A 16,155-nucleotide genomic window follows, 5' to 3' on the forward strand; every position below is an offset into this window, starting at 1 on the left:
TTCTCGATCGACGAGCCGGCGAGGGTGCAGGCATTGGCCGCTGCGGGCAATGGCGCGGGGGGGCGGCCGCTGGCTGGTCCTGCTGGCGTGGATCCTCGCAGGTTGCGGGACCGCCCGGCTGCCGCGGGCGGCGCGGGGGCCCGAGGGCGCGTGGCGGAGCTTCGCCAACGGCCTTCGGCTGTACGTGGCCCCCGATTCGTCCGGCGACCTCGTGCAGGTGCACATGCGCGTGCGCGCGGGGAGCCGCAACGAGGCGCGGGCGCAGGCCGGGCTGGCGCACTTCAGCGAGCACCTGGCGTTCGCGCGGACGCTGGCCGACGGGCGGACGCTGCTGGCAGCGATGGGGGAGGAGGCGCTGCTGTACAGCGGGACGACCGACGCCGACTTCGTCGACTTCACCGCGCGGACGGTGGCGGCCCACCTGCCGACGGTGCTGGGGCTGTTCGCGTCGGCGCTCGACGGCTCGTGCGAGGTGAGCCCCGAGGTGTTCACGCGCGAGCGCAACGTCGTGCTGAGCGAGATCGAGTTCCGCATGCGCGGCTCGACGGGCGTGCTGAACGACCTGGTGGCCGGCGTCTATTCGCCGGAGCACCCCTACGGGCACCTGATCGGCGGCACGCCGGACACCGTGTCGGCGCTGACTGTCGCAGACGCGTGTGATTATTTGCGCGGTCGCTTCACGCCGGGCAACGCGTCGGTCGTGATCACCGGCGGCGTGACCGAGGCCGCCGCGCTGGCGGCCGCCGAGACGACGCTGCAGCGGGTCGCGTCGCGCCCGTCGCTGCCGGAGGTCGTGGTGCCGCCGGTGGCCGGGGTCGGCGGGCGCGACACGCTGGTCGGGCTGCCGGGAGGGTGGGGCATGGCGCTGGTGCTCCACCTCCCGCCGGCAGGCAGCAAGGACGGGCGCTTCGCCGAGATCCTCGTCGAGCTGGTCGAGGCCGAGGTTCGCCGGCTGCTCGAGTGGGAGCCCGGGTCTCCGAAGTTCGAGGTCGGTCCCATCGGCGGACAGGCCGCGCCCTCGGTGGTGTTCGCCATCACCGGCGCGACGATCGACGCGCGGGAGTTCGCCGAGCGGGTGCTGGACGAGGCGATCCGCAACGTCCGCAAGGACGTCGCCGACAAGAAGGTGGTCGAGCCGCTGCGGGGCCGGCAGCGGCTCGCGGCGGCCACGCGCTACGAACGCCTCGACGCGCGAGCGGAGCGCCTGGTCGAGGTCGCGGACGGATCGCGGCTCGGAGCGCTGGCGAGCGACCTGCGGGCGCTCGACCGGCTCACTCCGGCCGCGCTGACGCGCGTGGCGGAGCAGGTGCTGGCCCGCGAGCGCGTGGGGAAGTTCGAGCTCGCTCCGGGGCGGACGCAGGCCGGGACGGGGTTGGCCGCGGTGGCCCGGCTGGCGGACGACGACCAGCCGGTCACCGCCCGGCCGGACGTCGCGGCGAGGCTCCTGGCGGAGATCCCCGCGAGCCGACGCAGCACCCGCTACACCCTGGAGAACGGGCTGACTGTGGTGCTCGCGCCGTCGTCGAGCCCGATGGTCGACGTGCGCCTGATGATCGCGGCCGGGATCGTCGACGCCCCGCGCGAGCACCCGCTGCTGGCGCCGATGGCAATGGCGCTGTTGAAGCCGCCGGAGAAGGGCCCGCACGCCAAGGCAATGGCGCGGCTGAGGGCCGGGGGGGCCGAGCTGGACGGGTCCTTCAACCTCGACGTGTCCGTGTTCAAGACGCGCGGGCTGGCGAGCGAGACCGATCATTTGCTGCGCGGGTTGGCGGCGGTGGCTGTCGCCGGGGAGTACGATTTCAAGGAGCGCAGGGCGGCGCTCGAGCGGGTGCGCGACGGGGTGGACGAGATGCGGCGCGCCGAGTCGGTGCGGCGGCAGATCGCCCGCCAGCGCCTCGACACTTGCGACGAGCTGGTGGGCGATCCCTACGAGCCCGACCAATTCGACGACGCGGCGATCGTCGCCTTCCGCGAGCAGCACTTCCGCGCCGGGCGGGCCACGCTGGTCGTCGCCGGCGGGTTCGACGAGGCGGTCGCACGGGAGCACGTGAAGGCGGCGTTCGGCGGCCGGCAAGCGCCGTGGGGCGCCGCCGCGGAGGCGCCGAGCCGCGCGAGTCGGCCGGCCCCGAACGTGAACCCGGCGGTCGTCCGAGTGGACCCGGGGGGCGGCGGGCGGCAGATCGGGGTGCTGCTCGGATTCGTGGTGCCGAGCGAGCTGCGCCGCGACAGCGGGACTCTGGCGCTGGTGCGGCAGCTGCTCGAGGACGCCGCCGAGGACGTGCGCGAGCGGCTCGGGGTCTCGTATGGCTTTTGGGTCACCCGCGAGGATCTGTGCGACGCCGAGATGATCTTGATCGGCGGCGACATCGACGCGGCGCACCTCGACCAGGGGATCGCCGAACTGCGCCAGGCGCTGGCGCGCCTGCGGACGCCCGAGGGTGTGGCCCGCGTGCTGGCGGCGGCGCAGCGGCCGGTCGCGGCGCGCCTGCTCGCCCAGGCGTCCGACAGCAGCGCGATCGCCGATCGACTGACCTTCCTCGCCGGCCACGGCCTGCCGCCCGACTTTTATCGCAACGAGGCGCGCGAGGTGGTCGAGGCCACGGCCGACGCGATCGCCGGGCTGCTCGCCCGCGTGCTCGCGCCCGAACGACTGTTCAAGGTCTGCGTCGGCCCGCAGGAGCGCACCGCGGCCTGCGAAACGCTGAGCTCGCCGTAGCCGCGGAAGACCCTGCATTCGCGCGGTTGGCAGGCGGCGCGAACTCTGGCATACGCGAGTGATGCGTGTGATGTCGATCTGTCACGGAATGATGGGTCTCGCGGTCGTCCTCGCCGGGTGCGGTGATTCGGGCGAGCCGAACGCGAGCGCCACGACTGCGGCGAGCGGGGGCCCGGCGAGCAGCGGCGCGAGCACCACCGACGAGCCGGTCACGACGGACCCCGCGGCGACGACGGACGCCACGGCGAGCACGACGTCGCCGACGAGCGCGACGACGTCGAGCGCGCCGACCACGAGCGCGACGACGACCGCCCCGCCCGACCCGACCGGCTGCGTGCCGACCGACTGCGCCGCGGCGGGGGCGGTCTGCGGCGAGCTGGCCGACGGCTGCGGCGGGACGCTGAACTGTGGGACATGTCCCGGGGACCAGGTGTGCGGCAACGGCGTGGCGCCGAACCAGTGCGGGGCCGCGGCGTGCAAGCCGGCGGAGGCGGTGACGACCGAGGGCGGCGGGCGCTGCGGCGACCTCTCGCAGGCGTGGACCGCGAGGGGCATCAACGCTGGCTATTACCCGTTCCGCGCGGTCGCGCCGGTGCTGCAGTACTCCGGTGATTTCTCCGGCGACCCGAATCAGGTGTTCGCGCCGGGGCCGACGAGCAAGGGCGTGGTGCTGCAGACGATCCCGGCCGGCTCGTACATCGGCCTGTCGACGACGGGGCCGTGGTACATGCCGGCGGGCGACTGCCAGAGCGGGGACACCTGCGGCAACCCGGGCATCGCCGCCTGCACCGACAGCGCGCCGCCGCTGCGGGCCGGGATCGGCGGGTTCTATTGGGGGTACGCGTATTCGGGGGCGAGCCACATGCAGGGGTGGATCTACTACGACCCGGCGGTGATGGTGTTCGCGGGGTTCGACCCGGCGCACCCGTGCGCGCGCGGGCCGGCGGGGCTCGACTACGAGGCCAGCGCGGCGTGCGGCCAGCCGATGGCGTGCGCCGGCGGCAACATCACCTGCGGGGCGGCCAACCCGTGCAGCGAGGGGGCCGACGACTGCGGCCGGCTCGAGTGCGGGGCCATGAGCGGCGGCGCCCTGACGCCGACGGCCCACCGCAAGATCGTCAGCTACCCGGCGGGGACGCACCCGTGCGGCAAGGACGTGCCGCACCCGTCGATCGCCTGCTTCGCCAACGGCAACGACCCCGACTTCTTCCTGGTGTACCCGTTCGGCGCCTATCTGTACTGGGCCCAGAACAGCACGACCAAGCACTGGCTGCACTACGGCGACCGCGTGCAGTCCTATTATCATACCCGCGACGCGCAGGGCGTGCTGTGGGACTTCGTCGAGGTCATCGCCAGCGGCGCGCCGACGCTGACGCCGGCGAGCGACGGCGTGGGGGCCGGCGGCGGCTGCTCGGCCCAGGACCCGGGGGCGTGCGCGCCGTGCCAGAACGGCGGCACGTGCGGGTGGGTGCAGGCGGTGTTCCTGAAGGATGAATGAGCTGGGCCGGCGGCGGCAAAGCTGCTATCCACCGGGCATGAAGAGCTTCACCGACAAGGTCGCGGCGATCACCGGCGCCGGCTCCGGCATGGGCCGCACCCTGGCGCAGTCGCTGGCGCGGCGCGGCTGCCACCTCGCGCTGAGCGACGTGAACGAGCAGGGGCTGGCCGAGACCGCGGCGCTGCTGCAGGGCAGCGCCGTCGAGGTGACGACGCAGCGCGTCGACGTGGCCGACCGCGAGGCCATCTACGCGTGGGCCGACCAGGTGGTGCGCGACCACGGCAAGGTCAACCTGATCTTCAACAACGCCGGAGTCGGCCTCGGCGCGACGGTCGAGGGCATGCGCCTGGAAGACTTCGAGTGGCTGATGAACATCAACTTCTGGGGCGTGGTCCACGGCACGCGCGCCTTCTTGCCCCACCTCAAGGCGGCGGGCGAGGGCCACGTCGTCAACACGTCGTCGGTGTTCGGCCTCATCGGCGTGCCGTCGCAGTCGGCCTACAACGCGGCCAAGTTCGCGGTCCGCGGCTTCACCGAGTCGCTGCGCCAGGAGCTCGACATCCTCCGCTGCGGCGTCTCGGCCACCAGCGTCCACCCCGGCGGGATCAAGACCAACATCGCCCGCGCCGGCCGCGTCGACCCCAGCATCGCCACGCTCGGCGCCGACCCGAAGAGCGCGAACCTGAAGTTCGAGAAGAATTTCATCACCAGCGCCGAGTCGGCGGCCGAGACGATCCTGCGCGGGGTCGCGAAGGACAAGCGGCGCGTGCTCGTCGGCCCCGACGCGTACATGATCGACCTGATGGTCCGGCTCCTGCCGGCGCTGTACCAGCGCCTCACCGTCGCGGTCACGCGCAAGCACATCTGAGCGCGAGCTTCGCCCTGACTGAGCGTCGTCGACGTGGTCGTGCTCGAACCGAACGACCACGTCGGTGTTCACGGGCGCATTGCGAGCGTCCGTCGCGAGGCCCACGTCCACGGCAGGTCCCCGGCCTCCCAGCGGAAGCGTCCCCAGCCCGCGAAGTACGAATTCTCCTCGCGCCAGGTCGCGTACTCCGGCGCGCGACCGAAAGTGACGCCGTCGAACGACCAGGCGTGCGCGAACAGCTCGGCGCCGTCGGTGCAGCGCAGGAACACCGCGGCGATCCTGGCCTCGCGCAGGGCGTCGTCGTCCCTGGCGACCAGCTCGAGCGCGGAGATCGGGGCGGGCTCGCGCGCGGGGTCGAGGGTGAAGCCCGCGCCGCTGAGGATGCACATGTCTTCGGCGCCGTCGTGATCGACCCAGACGGGCAGCTCCGGGCGCGCGGCCGGGGTCGCGGCCAGGAAGCCCTGAGAGGCCTCGAACCAGACGACCCCGTCGCCGAGTTCGAGCCAGAACCCCGCGAGGAGGAACGGCCGGTAGAAGGGCAGCGGGAGATCGTCGGAATGGCGGAGGCCGAGCACGAGCACGTCGCTCAGGCCCCCTCGCGCGAGCGCGGCGAGCGTACCGTCGAGGGGCGCGTCGTCGGGCATCGGGGCGCTTGTAGCACGCCCCCCACGCCGATCTGCCAGCGGCCCCGCCTCGAGGGCGTGAAGGATGGCGCTCGCTTCCGGGGCCCGACCGACGAGGCGCTCGGGTACGAGGACCGGGTGTCGCAGGGCGAGTCCTCGGCGCGGATGGCGGGCGAGGCGTGGGGCGCCGCCGGCTTCCGCGCCTCTCGTGGCTGAGCCCCTCCTCGGCCGCGGAGCGGCAAGGCCGAGGCAGCCGGCACGCGGCTCTCCTTGAGAGTGCCGGCGTCGTCGCCAATACTGACGGTGGTATGAGTGACGCGCGTCGTAGAGCCGAGACCATCGCCGCCAGGATCCGCGCCGGCATAGAATTCTCCGTCCGCGAGCGGGAAGTGCGGATCCGTAACGCCGATGGCTCGTCGTCGTGGACGATCTTGAGCGCCGAGGAGCTCGTCGAGCTGGAGAAGATCCTCGCCGAGGGGGCGCGCAAGGTCGTGGTCGAGAGCGTCGCCGCGCTGACCTCCAGCCCGCGCGGCTGGCAGGGCACGGACACCAGCGGCGTCCGCCTGCTGGTCGTCGACGTCGAGGACGCGGAGCTGGTCGGGACGGTGCAGGGCGCGATGGATCGCGTCCGCGCGCACCTGGAGACGGCGAAGCACATGCTCGCGGCGTGGGTCTTCAAAAAAGTGTCGCTGTGGGCGGCGGGCGCGACGCGCTCCGAGGCGCAGGTCCGCGATTCGCTCCGGCTCGACGCGGTCACGGTCTACGCCGCCGGCGAGGCGACCTTGCTGTTCTCCGCCGACGAGCTGACGGCAGGGCACCCGGTGGCGATCGACCTCGATCCGAAGGGCATGCCGGAGTGGCCGCGCCTCGAGGGCTGAGAGATCGCGCAATCGACCGAGTGTTTGAAAGGACATGACTGATAGGGCATGTCCGTTCGGTCATGAGAAAGCGTCACTGCGGGATGATGATCACGTCGTTGATGAGCTGGACGTTCATGCCGGCGGGGTAGCCGTAGGACACGTTCTGCGTGAAGATGGAGGTCTTCGGGCTGCCCCAGCCCCAGATCCACATGCCGAAGCGGCCCTCGCTGGTGATCTCGTGACGGCCGGTCGAGCAGCCGGCGACCGGCTGGAAGTCGCCGGTGCTGAGGTCGACGCGGGTCCACTCGTAGTCGCCGACCGGCTGCCAGCCGCCGACCACGCCGCTGCAGTCGAGCGTGACGTCTTCGAACACGTCGGCCTCGGTCTTCTTGCGCACGAGCACGAGGTTGGTCTCGGGGTAGGTCGGGTCGGTGAAGAACACGTAGCGCGGCAGGTACTGGTCGACCGGGACGCTGATGACGTAGTCGGAGTCGCCGTGGCCGTTGAGGTTGGGCTGCCAGCCCGAGCCGCTCATGTACGTGAACAGGAAGAAGGGGTGCTCCTCGTCCTGGCTCTTGACCACGAACGGGGTGCTGCTGATGAACTCGGCCTTCTGGCCGCGGGCCAGAGTGGCCGGGCCGCCGACGTCAGTGCTCCACGTCAGCTCGGTGCCATCGACCGCGCCGACGACCCGCCAGATCGCCGGCTCGTTGACACGCGGGCGGTACATGACGCCGACGTACTCGCTGCCGAGCGCGCGGATCGGCGGGATCATCTGCTCGGCGTGGTCGGAGTACGAGGTGCCGACAGGGGCCTGCATGCCGGTGTGACCGCCCATCAGGCCGATCGGCTTGTCGGACTGGATCACGCTGCCGGTGAGCTCGGCGCCCTGGGTCAGCTGGGCGTGCTGGCCGGCGTTGAGCATGAATTCGACGGGGACGCCGGCCTGGCCGGCAGGGATCCCGCCGCCGCCGTTCAGCGCGACGACCGGCTCGATGGTGACCTTGGTGCCGTCGTGATGGGCGACGATGTTGGCCGAGGGCTGACCGACCGAGGCCGGCAGCGAATTGATGATGACGTAGTTGGTGTCCCACGCGCTGGTCGGCAGCAGCAGCGAGGCGCCGGTGACGGCCGCGCTGCCGCCGCCGTAGGGGTTGATCTGGTAGGCGACCACCGGGACGTCGGAGCTGATCCGGAAGCTGTCCCCGAGGCCAGTCCCGGCGACCGCGGCACCCTGCGGCACGGCGCTGTCGACCGGACACGGGGCGGAGCCCGGCATCGGGTTGCCCTTCGGCCCGGCGAGGAAGAGGATCGCTACCTCGCCCGGGGGCAGGCCGGCGTTCGGGTCGTAGGGGCCGTAGGTGAGGGCGGGGCCCATGCCGCTGGGGATCCGTGCGAACTGGGCGATGTCGAGGTTCTGGCCCTGGCGCGTGACCGAGAGCTTGGCCGGGGTGTTCCAGGTGTTGGCGACGAAGGCGGCGAAGCAGCGCGACTGCGGACCGTCGTGGTGCTGCATGAAGGTGGCGTAGTACTCGCAACCGACCGACTGCTTGCTGTTCTCGGCCGCCTGACAGGCGTTGATGCAGGCGACCATTTCAGCGTCGCAGCCGTCGGTGCCCTCGCAGGTGTCGACGGGCTGGCCGGTGCAGGTCTCGATGCCGTGGAGGTCGGCGGTGCACTTGATGCACGTGCCGCCGGTGTCGGTGGTGGTGCCGAGGCTCGGATCGACGGTGGTCGCGTCGCTGTCGGTGCCGGTGGTGTTCACCGGGCCGGTGGTGTCGCCGGTGGTGGTGGTGGACGTGGTGCCGGTGGTCGACGTCGGGTCGTCGACGGTGGTGCCGGTGGTGCCGGTGATCGAGTCGCCGCTGGTGCTGGTGCTGGTGCTGGTGGTGGGGCCGGGGCCGGTCTCGGTGCCAGGGTTGGCGGTGTCGGTGGTCGGCGCGGTCGAGACCGAGGTAGGCGCGCTGTTGCCTTCGCTGGCGACCGGGCCGCCATCATCACTGCAAGCGGTGAGGATCGCCGACAAGAACAGGGGCGCGCGGGACACGAACGGGCGAAGCGAAGCCATCGTCATGCCGCCATCCTACCAGCGGCCGCCGGCTCGCTCGCGCGGCGCAGGCCGCGTCGCGCGGCGGCGAGGCGGGCGACTCAACACACGAGGCGCGAGCGTGGGCGCGTTTTCGGTGCGGTCGCCTGTCCGGAGCTCGATGGCGGGGTCGCACGCGCGCGAACCCAGCCGCGAGGACATGCACCTGAGGACAGGTGATTTCCCTTCGCGGTCCGCGCGGCTCACTCGGCGCGGGTGATGCCAACGGCGACGCCGTCGCGGCGTGGGTCGGCGACGCCGACGTAGGTGTCGCCCTCGATGGCGATGAGGCCGACGTCGCCGACCTCGGCCGGCTCGTCGAGGAAGCGGTGGCCGAGCTCCTCGAGCTCGTCGCGGATGGTGAGCGAGAGGTCGCTCTCCCAGCGGGCCTTCTCGCTGCAGACGGCGCTGTAGACGCGGGGCATGGCGATCGCGTGCTCGCGGTCGAGGCCGTACTCGAGCAGGTTGAGCAGGACCTGGGCGACCGCGCCGATGATCCGCGGGCCGCCGGGGGAGCCGATGACGTAGACCGGCTCGCCGCCCTGGAACACCAGAGTCGGGGCCATGCTGCTGAGCGGCCGCTTGTCCGGCGCGACGGAGTTGGGCCGCCCGGGGAAGGGGCTGAAGTCGGTCAGCTCGTTGTTGAGGAAGAAGCCGTAGCCCGGCAACAGGCGGCCGGTGCCGTAGTGCTGCTCGATGCTGACGGTGAAGGCGACGAGGTTGCCCCAGCGGTCGGCGACGTTGGCGTGGGTGGTCTGCGGGTGGCCGTTCGAGAGCTCGGCCGTCGCCGCCGGCGCAGGCGCCCCGGAGAGCTCGCCGGACGGCAGCGGGCAGGTGTTCTCCTTGAGGTCGATCAGCGCGGCGCGCTTCTGGATGTACTTGGGGTCGAGCCAGTCGTCCAGCGGGATGTCGACGAACTCGGGGTCGCCGAGGTAGGCGTTGCGGTCGGCGAAGGCGAGGTGCATCGCCTTCATCACGAGGTGATAGCGGAGGCTGGAGTCGAAGGGGTATTGCCCGGGATCGAGGACCTCGAGCAGGTCGAGGATCTGCAATACGGTGAGGCCGCCGGAGCTCGGCGGGGCGGTGGTGACGATCTCGTAATCGCCGTACTCGCCGCGCACGGGCTCGTCGAGGGTGACCTGATAATTGTCGAGGTCGGACATCTTCATGCCGCCGCCGGCAGCCTGGACCTCGGCGACGAAGGCCTGGCCGATCGGGCCGTGATAGAAGGCGTCGATGCCATCCTCGGCGATGAGGCGCAGGGTGTCGGCGAGCTCGGGCTGGACCAGCAGGTCGCCGATCGACAGCGGCTGGTCGCCGGGCAAAAACAGGGCGCTGGCGGCCGGGTTGGCCGCGAGCACCTCCTCGTGCTCGCGCACGCTGGCCGCCAGCAGCTGGCTGACGATCACGCCGTGCTCGGCCAGCTCGATGGCGGGGGCGATCAGCTCGGCGAGCGGCCGCGTGCCGAACTTGGCCCGCGCGGCCTCGGCCCCGGCCAGCGCGCCCGGGACGCCGACGGCGACGCCGAGGGTGCGCCGCTTGGCGAAGGCGATCGGCTCGCCGTTCTTCTTGAGGAACATCTTCGGCTTGGCGCTGGCCGGGGCGCGCTCGCGGCTGTCGATGACGGTGACCTCGTCGGCGTCGACGTCGTAGACGATCATGAAGCCGCCGCCGCCGATGCCGGAGAAGCCCGGCTCGGCGACGCCGAGCGCGAACTGGACGGCGACCGCGGCGTCCACCGCGTTGCCGCCGGCGGCCAGGACCTCGGCGCCGACCCGCGCGGCCTCGCTGCTCGACGAGACGACCATGCCGTCCTTGCCGCCGACGATCGGCCCGATGGCGGTCGCCATCTCCGCGGCCGCGGCGGGGGTCGCGGGCAGGGCGAGGGCGGCGAAGGTCAAGGTGTGGACAATGATTGCGCGCATGCGGGCTCCGTTCGCCGCGACGCCGGTCGTTCGCCCGGCGATTGTGAGGATCGCGGAGCGCAGGAGGATGGCACGCGGCAGATCGGCGGCAACCGGGCCCGGCAAATTCAGGTCTGCCACGAATGCATCGACGCCGACAGGGCGGTGAGGACGGGCCGCGGACGGGCCGCTCGCGGCGGGCGAACGGCGACAGGAGCGAGGGCGACGTCGGCGAGCGCCGCGACGATTCGCTCACGGGGCGCGGCCGGGGCGGCGCAGCAGCCGTCGTGCGGACGACTGCTACGAATGATTCGACGCCCGGCGGGCGACTGCCACGAATGACTTCGAGGCCGACGCAGGCCCGCGAGGGCCGGGACGGCCGCAGCGGGCGGCGGGCGGCTGCTACGAATGACGGCGACGGCGGCGGAGCAGGCCCGCGAGGGCGAGCAGGGCGAGCGGGCCGCTCGCGGGCGCGTCGCTGCGGCAGCCGCAGCCGCTGTCGTCGTCGACGCCCGGGGAGGTGTCGCCGGCGGTGGCGCTGCCGCCGTCGGTGCCTGGTTGCGTGGTGGCGCCGCCGGTCGGCTCGCCGCTCGACGTCTCGCCGCTCGTGCCGCTCGGATTCGCGGTCGTCGGGCCGCCGGTCGGCTCGCCGGGATCACCGCTGGTGTCGCCGCCGGTGGTGGGATCGCCGGTGGGGTCGCCGCCGGTCGGATCGCCGGTGGTCGTGGTCTCGCCGCCGCTGCCGCCGGGGACCGGCAGGCCGCCGTTGCAGCCCTCGCCGTCGTACTCGATCGCGCCGATGTCGGGCGCGCCGTCGTTGCGATCGTTGCCGCAGTAATCGTCGGTGACCTCGGGCACCGCGAGGCCGAGGTCGACGAAGGCGGCGCCGTCGACCAGGGTGAAATCCTGCGCGGCCGGGTCGGCGAACCACGCGGCGAATTGCTCGAGGGTGGCCTCGACGAGGTTGTTCTGCTTGTCGGTGACGGCGCCGTCGCGGTCGCGGATCTTGCCGTTCATCAGGTTGTTGTGGACGACGCCGGTGGTCTCGGCGAAGCGCATGTCGACGCCGCCGGTGTTGTAGAGGGTGTTGTTGAGAATCTTCGAGTCGGCGCCGGCGTTGACGTAGATGCCGACGTCGGCCGGGCAGTTGAGGATCAGGTTGTTGCGCACGATCCCCCGCTCGTGCTCCGGCTTGCACGCGCCGTCCTCGCAGATCATGTCGGGCCCAGAGCCGCCGCCGCCGAGCGACAGGCCGAGGCGGACCTGGCCGCTGTGGAGCAGCTCGCACACGACCAGGTTGCGCTCGATGAGGCCGTCCTTCGAGTGGCCCTTGAGGAAGGCGGCGTAGCTGATGCCGTCGCCGCCGCCCTTGGCGTGGTCGTGGATGAAGTTGCCGCGGACGATCCACCGCTGGCCGCCGACGACGTCGATCGGCGTGACCGGGTTGCCGGTGTCGCGGGGGGCCTCGTTGAAGAACTCGTTGTACTCGACGACGACGTCGTCGGGGTGCTCGTAGGCCATGTTCGGCCCGATCGGCTCGCCGTTGCCCTTGATCATGGCGTTGAAGCCGTGCAGGCGGTTGCCGACGATGTGCGTGCCGCTGGCGGCGCCGGTGACGTGGAAGGCGTGCTCGCAGTCGCTGTCGGCGGCGCAGATGCCCTCGATGTCGAGGCCCTCGAAGCGCCAGAACGGGGCGCGCACGTGGAAGCCCTCGACCGCGTCGAAGCGCAGCTTGGCCGCGCCCGGCTCGGCGGCGCGGACGACGATCGGGGCGTCGGCGGTGCCGGCCGCCTCGCAGGCGATCTTGCTCTGGTGCACCTCGTACTCGCCGGCGGCGAGGACGATGGTGTCGCCGGGCTGAGCGGCGGCGATGGCCTGCAGGAGCGCGTCGACGTCGGCCACCGGCACGTCGGCGGCCCGGGCCGTGGTGCCGGCCAATGCGGTGACGAGGAGCGACGAGACGACGAGGCGCAAGCGATGCATGGCGCGACGGTAACACCGCGCCGACGCGCGTTCGCTGACGGGTCCGTGAAATTACTCGTCACCTCCGAGCCCCACCGTTCGCGACCGCGGGCCCCGAGCCGCGCGATTGTCGTGATGGTGATTCGGACATGTCGTGAAAGACATGTTCATGGGCGCGCGGCGGTCATGGCGCGCGGATGCGACCGGTGGACCGCCGGCGAGCCGAGCCGGCACGGCGCGAGGAGAGCGCGATCGAGCGATGCGCGCGGGCGCCGGCGGAGCCCGAGCGCGCGCCGGTTGAAATGCCGCGGCCTGGGCACTAGCCTCCTCTACCCGGCGGAAGGCTGCCGGGAGGTCCGGCGATGGCGAAGCAGCGCGAGAGGCAGGGGCTCCGGCCGGTGCAGGACGTGGTCGGGCGGCTGCGCTTCGACGCGACGTTCGACGTGCGCCGGTTCGTCGTCGGCTACGAGGAGCGCTTCGCCGGCGTGCGCGAGGCGCCGCTCGCCGATTTCTTCGCCGGCGACAACGAGATCCCGTGGCACCGGATCTTCTTCATCAAGGCCGGCGAGCTGGTGGTGTGGGATCGGCGGGCGCGGGTCGACCTGGTCTTCGGGTCAGGTGACAGCCCGGCCCCCGATCACGCGGCGATCGCCCGCGCGTGCGCGCCGGCGCCGGTGGTCGCGCCGACGCCGACGCGGCGCGGCAAGTCACGCGCCGCGGGCCCGGCGGCGTTCGTGAGCCGGCCGTGCTTCCGCTTCGATCCGCTGCGCGGGGACTGGCTGCCGGTGGCGGCCGCGGGGCTGCACGAGGCGCGGGTCGAGGCGCTGCAGGTCGCGACCTACAACGTGCTGTTCGACCTCTACGAGCCGGAGCAGCTGTACACCGAGGCGCGCACGCCGGCGTGCCTCGAGCTGCTGCGCCGGCGCGACGCCGACATCCTCGCCCTGCAGGAGGTGACGCCGGACCGGTGGGCCGAGCTGCTGGCGGCGCCGTGGCTGCGCGAGAGCTACTACGTGTCCGAAGGGCCAGACGCCGAGGGGCTGCAGCCGTACGGGCAGGTGCTGCTGTCGCGCTGGCCGCTGGCGCTCGAGCTGCACGAGTTCTCGGCGCGCAAGCGGCTGGTGGTCGGGCGGCTGGCGCTGGCGGGGCGACGCCTGGCGATCGCGGCGGTGCACCTGACGAGCAACCGCAAGGCCGACGCCGACGACCGCCGCGCCGAGCAGGTGGCGGTGCTGGTCGAGCGGCTCGGCCGGGCCGACGTCGACGACGCGCTGGTGCTCGGCGACTTCAACTTCGGCGACGGCGAGGAGGACCAGCAGCTGGGCCGCGCGGGGCTCGTCGACGTGTGGCGCGAGGTCCACCCGCACCACCCGGGCTTCACCTTCGACCCGGTGGCCAACCCGCTGGCGGCGCTGGCGACCCGCACCGGCAGGGCGGCCCGCTTCGACCGCGCGCTGCTGCGCTCGCCGGCCGGGGCGCTGGCGGCCATCGACGCCACGCTGTTCGGGGACATGCCCTTTGCGACAGGTCCCGATGGACAGGGAATGTTCGCGTCGGACCACTTCGGCGTGTGCGCGCTCTTGCAGGTGGTCGCCGATGCCGACGCGGCGGCGCGCCGGGCCCGGCTGGCGGACGCGAGCCCGGTGCACCGCAGCGCCCTGGTGGTGATCCCGCCGGCGCAGGCGTGGCCGCCGATCGAGGCGATCCGCGAGGGCCACGACCCGAGCCACGGGCGCTGGATGCCGCACATCAACCTGGTCTACGGGTTCGTGCCGGAGGAGCTGTTCGCCGACGCGGCGGCGGCGTTGACGGCGGCGCTGCGCGGGCTGCTGCCGCTGCGCGTGGAGCTGAAGGAGCTGCGCCGCTTCGACCACCGCGGCAGCACGACGGTGTGGATCGAGCCGATCAGCGATCCGCCCGGCGCGTTGATGGCCCTTCAGGCGGCCGCGGCGGCGCTGTTCCCCGGCTGCGACGAGCAGTCGTCGCGCGGGCCCGGGTTCGTGCCGCACCTGACGATCGCGCGGCTCACTGGCGGCGAGGCGGAGATCGCGGCCGCGATCGCGCGCTGGCAGGCGAGCTGGCGCCCGCTGTCGTTCACGGTCGAGGCGGTGCATCTGATCAGCCGCCGCGACGACGAGCCGTTCGCGATCCGGGCGTCGGTGCCGACCAGTCCCGAAGGACAGGTCGAGGCGGAGGGGCCGTGGGGGACGCTGCCGCCGTTCGGCCGCTGGCCGTCGCCGACGCACCAGCGGGTGACCGAGGCGTTCAAGCGGGCGACGGCGGCGGTGCGCGATGGTTCGCAGCTGCACGTGGTCGGCTCGGCGCGGCTCGGAGTGGCGCAGCCGGACGGCGACCTCGACCTGGTGTGGGCCGGCGAGGACGGGGTCCGGCGCGAGGAGCTGTTCGCGGCGGTGACGGAGCGGCTGGCCGCGGCCGGCGAGCTGCAGGCGGTGCGCACCGTGAAGAGCGCCGGGCTGCCTGTCCTGAAGTGCAGGTTCGAGGGGATCGCGGTCGACCTGCAGTACGCCGGGCTGCCGCCGCCGCTGCAGACGCGGGTGCTCGGGTCGCTCGACCCGGACGAGCTGGCGACCCTCGACGAGGCCAGCCGCCGCGCGGCGCTCGGCTGCATCGACGCCGACGCGCTGGTGTGGCTGGTCAGCGAGCACTTCGACTCCGGGGTGTTCCGCGAGACGCTGGCGCGCGTGCGCCGGTGGGCCCGCGCGCGCCAGCTCGACGCCGGCGCGTGGGGGCTGCTCGGCGGCTACACGTGGGCGATCGTGGCGGCCTGGGCGGTGCGCGCGGCCGGAGAGGCGGGGGTGGCTGCCGAGCCCGAGGCGCTCCTGCGGCACTTCTTCATGCTGCTGGCCGCCCGCACGCCGGGGGCGCCGATCGCCCTGGCGCCGCCGCCGGAGACCAGGGGCGGGCGCAAGCTGCTGTGGCCGATCTACACGCCGACGCCGCCGTCGTTCAATTCGGCGCGCCACGTGACGCGCTCGACCCTGATGCTGCTGCACGAGGAGCTGCGCCGCGGACACGCGCTGGCGAGCGCGGGCGACCCCGCGCTGACGAGCGCGGTCGATCCGGCGGCGCACGAGCGGCGGATCGAGCTGACGCTGACGGGCGCCGGAGACGAACCGGCCGAATGCATCGGCTGGCTCGAAGGACATGTGATGGGGCTGCTCCTGGCGCTCGAGGACGCAGGGGCGCGCGTGCGGCCGTACCCGCGACCGCTGCGCGCGGGCGAGTCGACCTGGGCCATCGGGCTCGCGGGCGGGGAGCCGGCGGCCCTCGCGGCCGCAGGGGCGGCGTTCGCGGGGAGCTTCGCGGCGTGGACGGAGCGGCCGACGGCGGCGGAGCTGACGGCGCGGTTGATCGCGGGGGCGTGACAGACGCCTGACAGCAGGTCGGCTCGAGAGCAATGCACGGCCGGGGTCGTGGCGAGGCGTGACGCCTTCGCCGCACAGATCTTCCTCGACGGGTCACGCTGCGGCGTCAGCACGCCTCAAGTCGCATGAAACGGGCTGTCCGTCGCGACGGACGCGCGCGCCGGCGCCTCTGATCGGCCGAAGGCGTGTCTCTGCGCGCCGGCGCACTCTCGGCTCGAGCCGAGATTGCGCGCTCGACTTCTTGCCCCAGCG

Annotated in this window: 9 protein-coding genes; 5 read left to right on the forward strand and 4 right to left on the reverse strand. The window is 72.8% G+C overall.

All coding sequences use genetic code 11. From position 1 onward, the window contains the following. Positions 1 to 49 precede the first annotated feature (49 nt). The 3 genes from O0S08_RS05495 to O0S08_RS05505 all read left to right on the forward strand — a co-directional run bounded on the left by O0S08_RS05495 (position 50) and on the right by O0S08_RS05505 (position 5,082). Complete coding sequence (locus O0S08_RS05495) at positions 50 to 2,716, forward strand: M16 family metallopeptidase (protein WP_269037941.1); 2,667 nt, start codon at positions 50 to 52, stop codon at positions 2,714 to 2,716. Positions 2,717 to 2,777: 61 nt separating this feature from the next. Continuing rightward, on the forward strand, positions 2,778 to 4,214 hold the full coding sequence (locus O0S08_RS05500; RefSeq protein WP_269037942.1) for a hypothetical protein: 1,437 nt from the start codon (positions 2,778 to 2,780) through the stop codon (positions 4,212 to 4,214). Between the two features lie 37 nt (positions 4,215 to 4,251). Continuing rightward, the gene (locus O0S08_RS05505) at positions 4,252 to 5,082 is read left to right on the forward strand and encodes an SDR family NAD(P)-dependent oxidoreductase (RefSeq protein WP_269037943.1); all 831 of its coding nucleotides are present in this window, start codon (positions 4,252 to 4,254) and stop codon (positions 5,080 to 5,082) included. Between the two features lie 68 nt (positions 5,083 to 5,150). On the opposite strand, the gene O0S08_RS05510 is transcribed toward O0S08_RS05505, so the two are convergent. After that, the gene (locus O0S08_RS05510) at positions 5,151 to 5,726 is read right to left on the reverse strand and encodes a hypothetical protein (protein ID WP_269037944.1); all 576 of its coding nucleotides are present in this window, start codon (positions 5,724 to 5,726) and stop codon (positions 5,151 to 5,153) included. A 287-nt stretch (positions 5,727 to 6,013) separates the two neighbouring features. On the opposite strand from O0S08_RS05510, the gene O0S08_RS05515 reads away from it, so the two are divergent. Continuing rightward, positions 6,014 to 6,583 carry a hypothetical protein gene (locus O0S08_RS05515; protein WP_269037945.1) on the forward strand — a complete coding sequence of 190 codons (570 nt, stop codon included), beginning with the start codon at positions 6,014 to 6,016 and terminating at the stop codon, positions 6,581 to 6,583. A 73-nt stretch (positions 6,584 to 6,656) separates the two neighbouring features. On the opposite strand, the gene O0S08_RS05520 is transcribed toward O0S08_RS05515, so the two are convergent. The 3 genes from O0S08_RS05520 to O0S08_RS05530 all read right to left on the reverse strand — a co-directional run bounded on the left by O0S08_RS05520 (position 6,657) and on the right by O0S08_RS05530 (position 12,538). Continuing rightward, a complete protein-coding gene (locus O0S08_RS05520; RefSeq protein ID WP_269037946.1) occupies positions 6,657 to 8,639 on the reverse strand; it encodes an IgGFc-binding protein in 1,983 nt (660 codons plus the stop codon). Positions 8,640 to 8,854: 215 nt separating this feature from the next. Continuing rightward, positions 8,855 to 10,576, reverse strand: a complete 1,722-nt coding sequence (gene ggt / locus O0S08_RS05525; protein WP_269037947.1) for a gamma-glutamyltransferase — start codon at positions 10,574 to 10,576, stop codon at positions 8,855 to 8,857. A gap of 381 nt (positions 10,577 to 10,957) precedes the next feature. After that, positions 10,958 to 12,538 (reverse strand): chondroitinase-B domain-containing protein, encoded by a 1,581-nt coding sequence (locus O0S08_RS05530; RefSeq protein WP_269037948.1) that lies wholly within the window; start codon positions 12,536 to 12,538, stop codon positions 10,958 to 10,960. A gap of 341 nt (positions 12,539 to 12,879) precedes the next feature. Between O0S08_RS05530 and O0S08_RS05535 the strand changes: the two genes are divergently transcribed. Further along, the gene (locus tag O0S08_RS05535) at positions 12,880 to 15,903 is read left to right on the forward strand and encodes a poly(A) polymerase (RefSeq protein WP_269037949.1); all 3,024 of its coding nucleotides are present in this window, start codon (positions 12,880 to 12,882) and stop codon (positions 15,901 to 15,903) included. Positions 15,904 to 16,155: the final 252 nt, after the last annotated feature.

Source organism: Nannocystis punicea, from assembly GCF_026965555.1.
Taxonomy (GTDB): Bacteria; Myxococcota_A; Polyangia; order Nannocystales; family Nannocystaceae; genus Nannocystis; species Nannocystis punicea.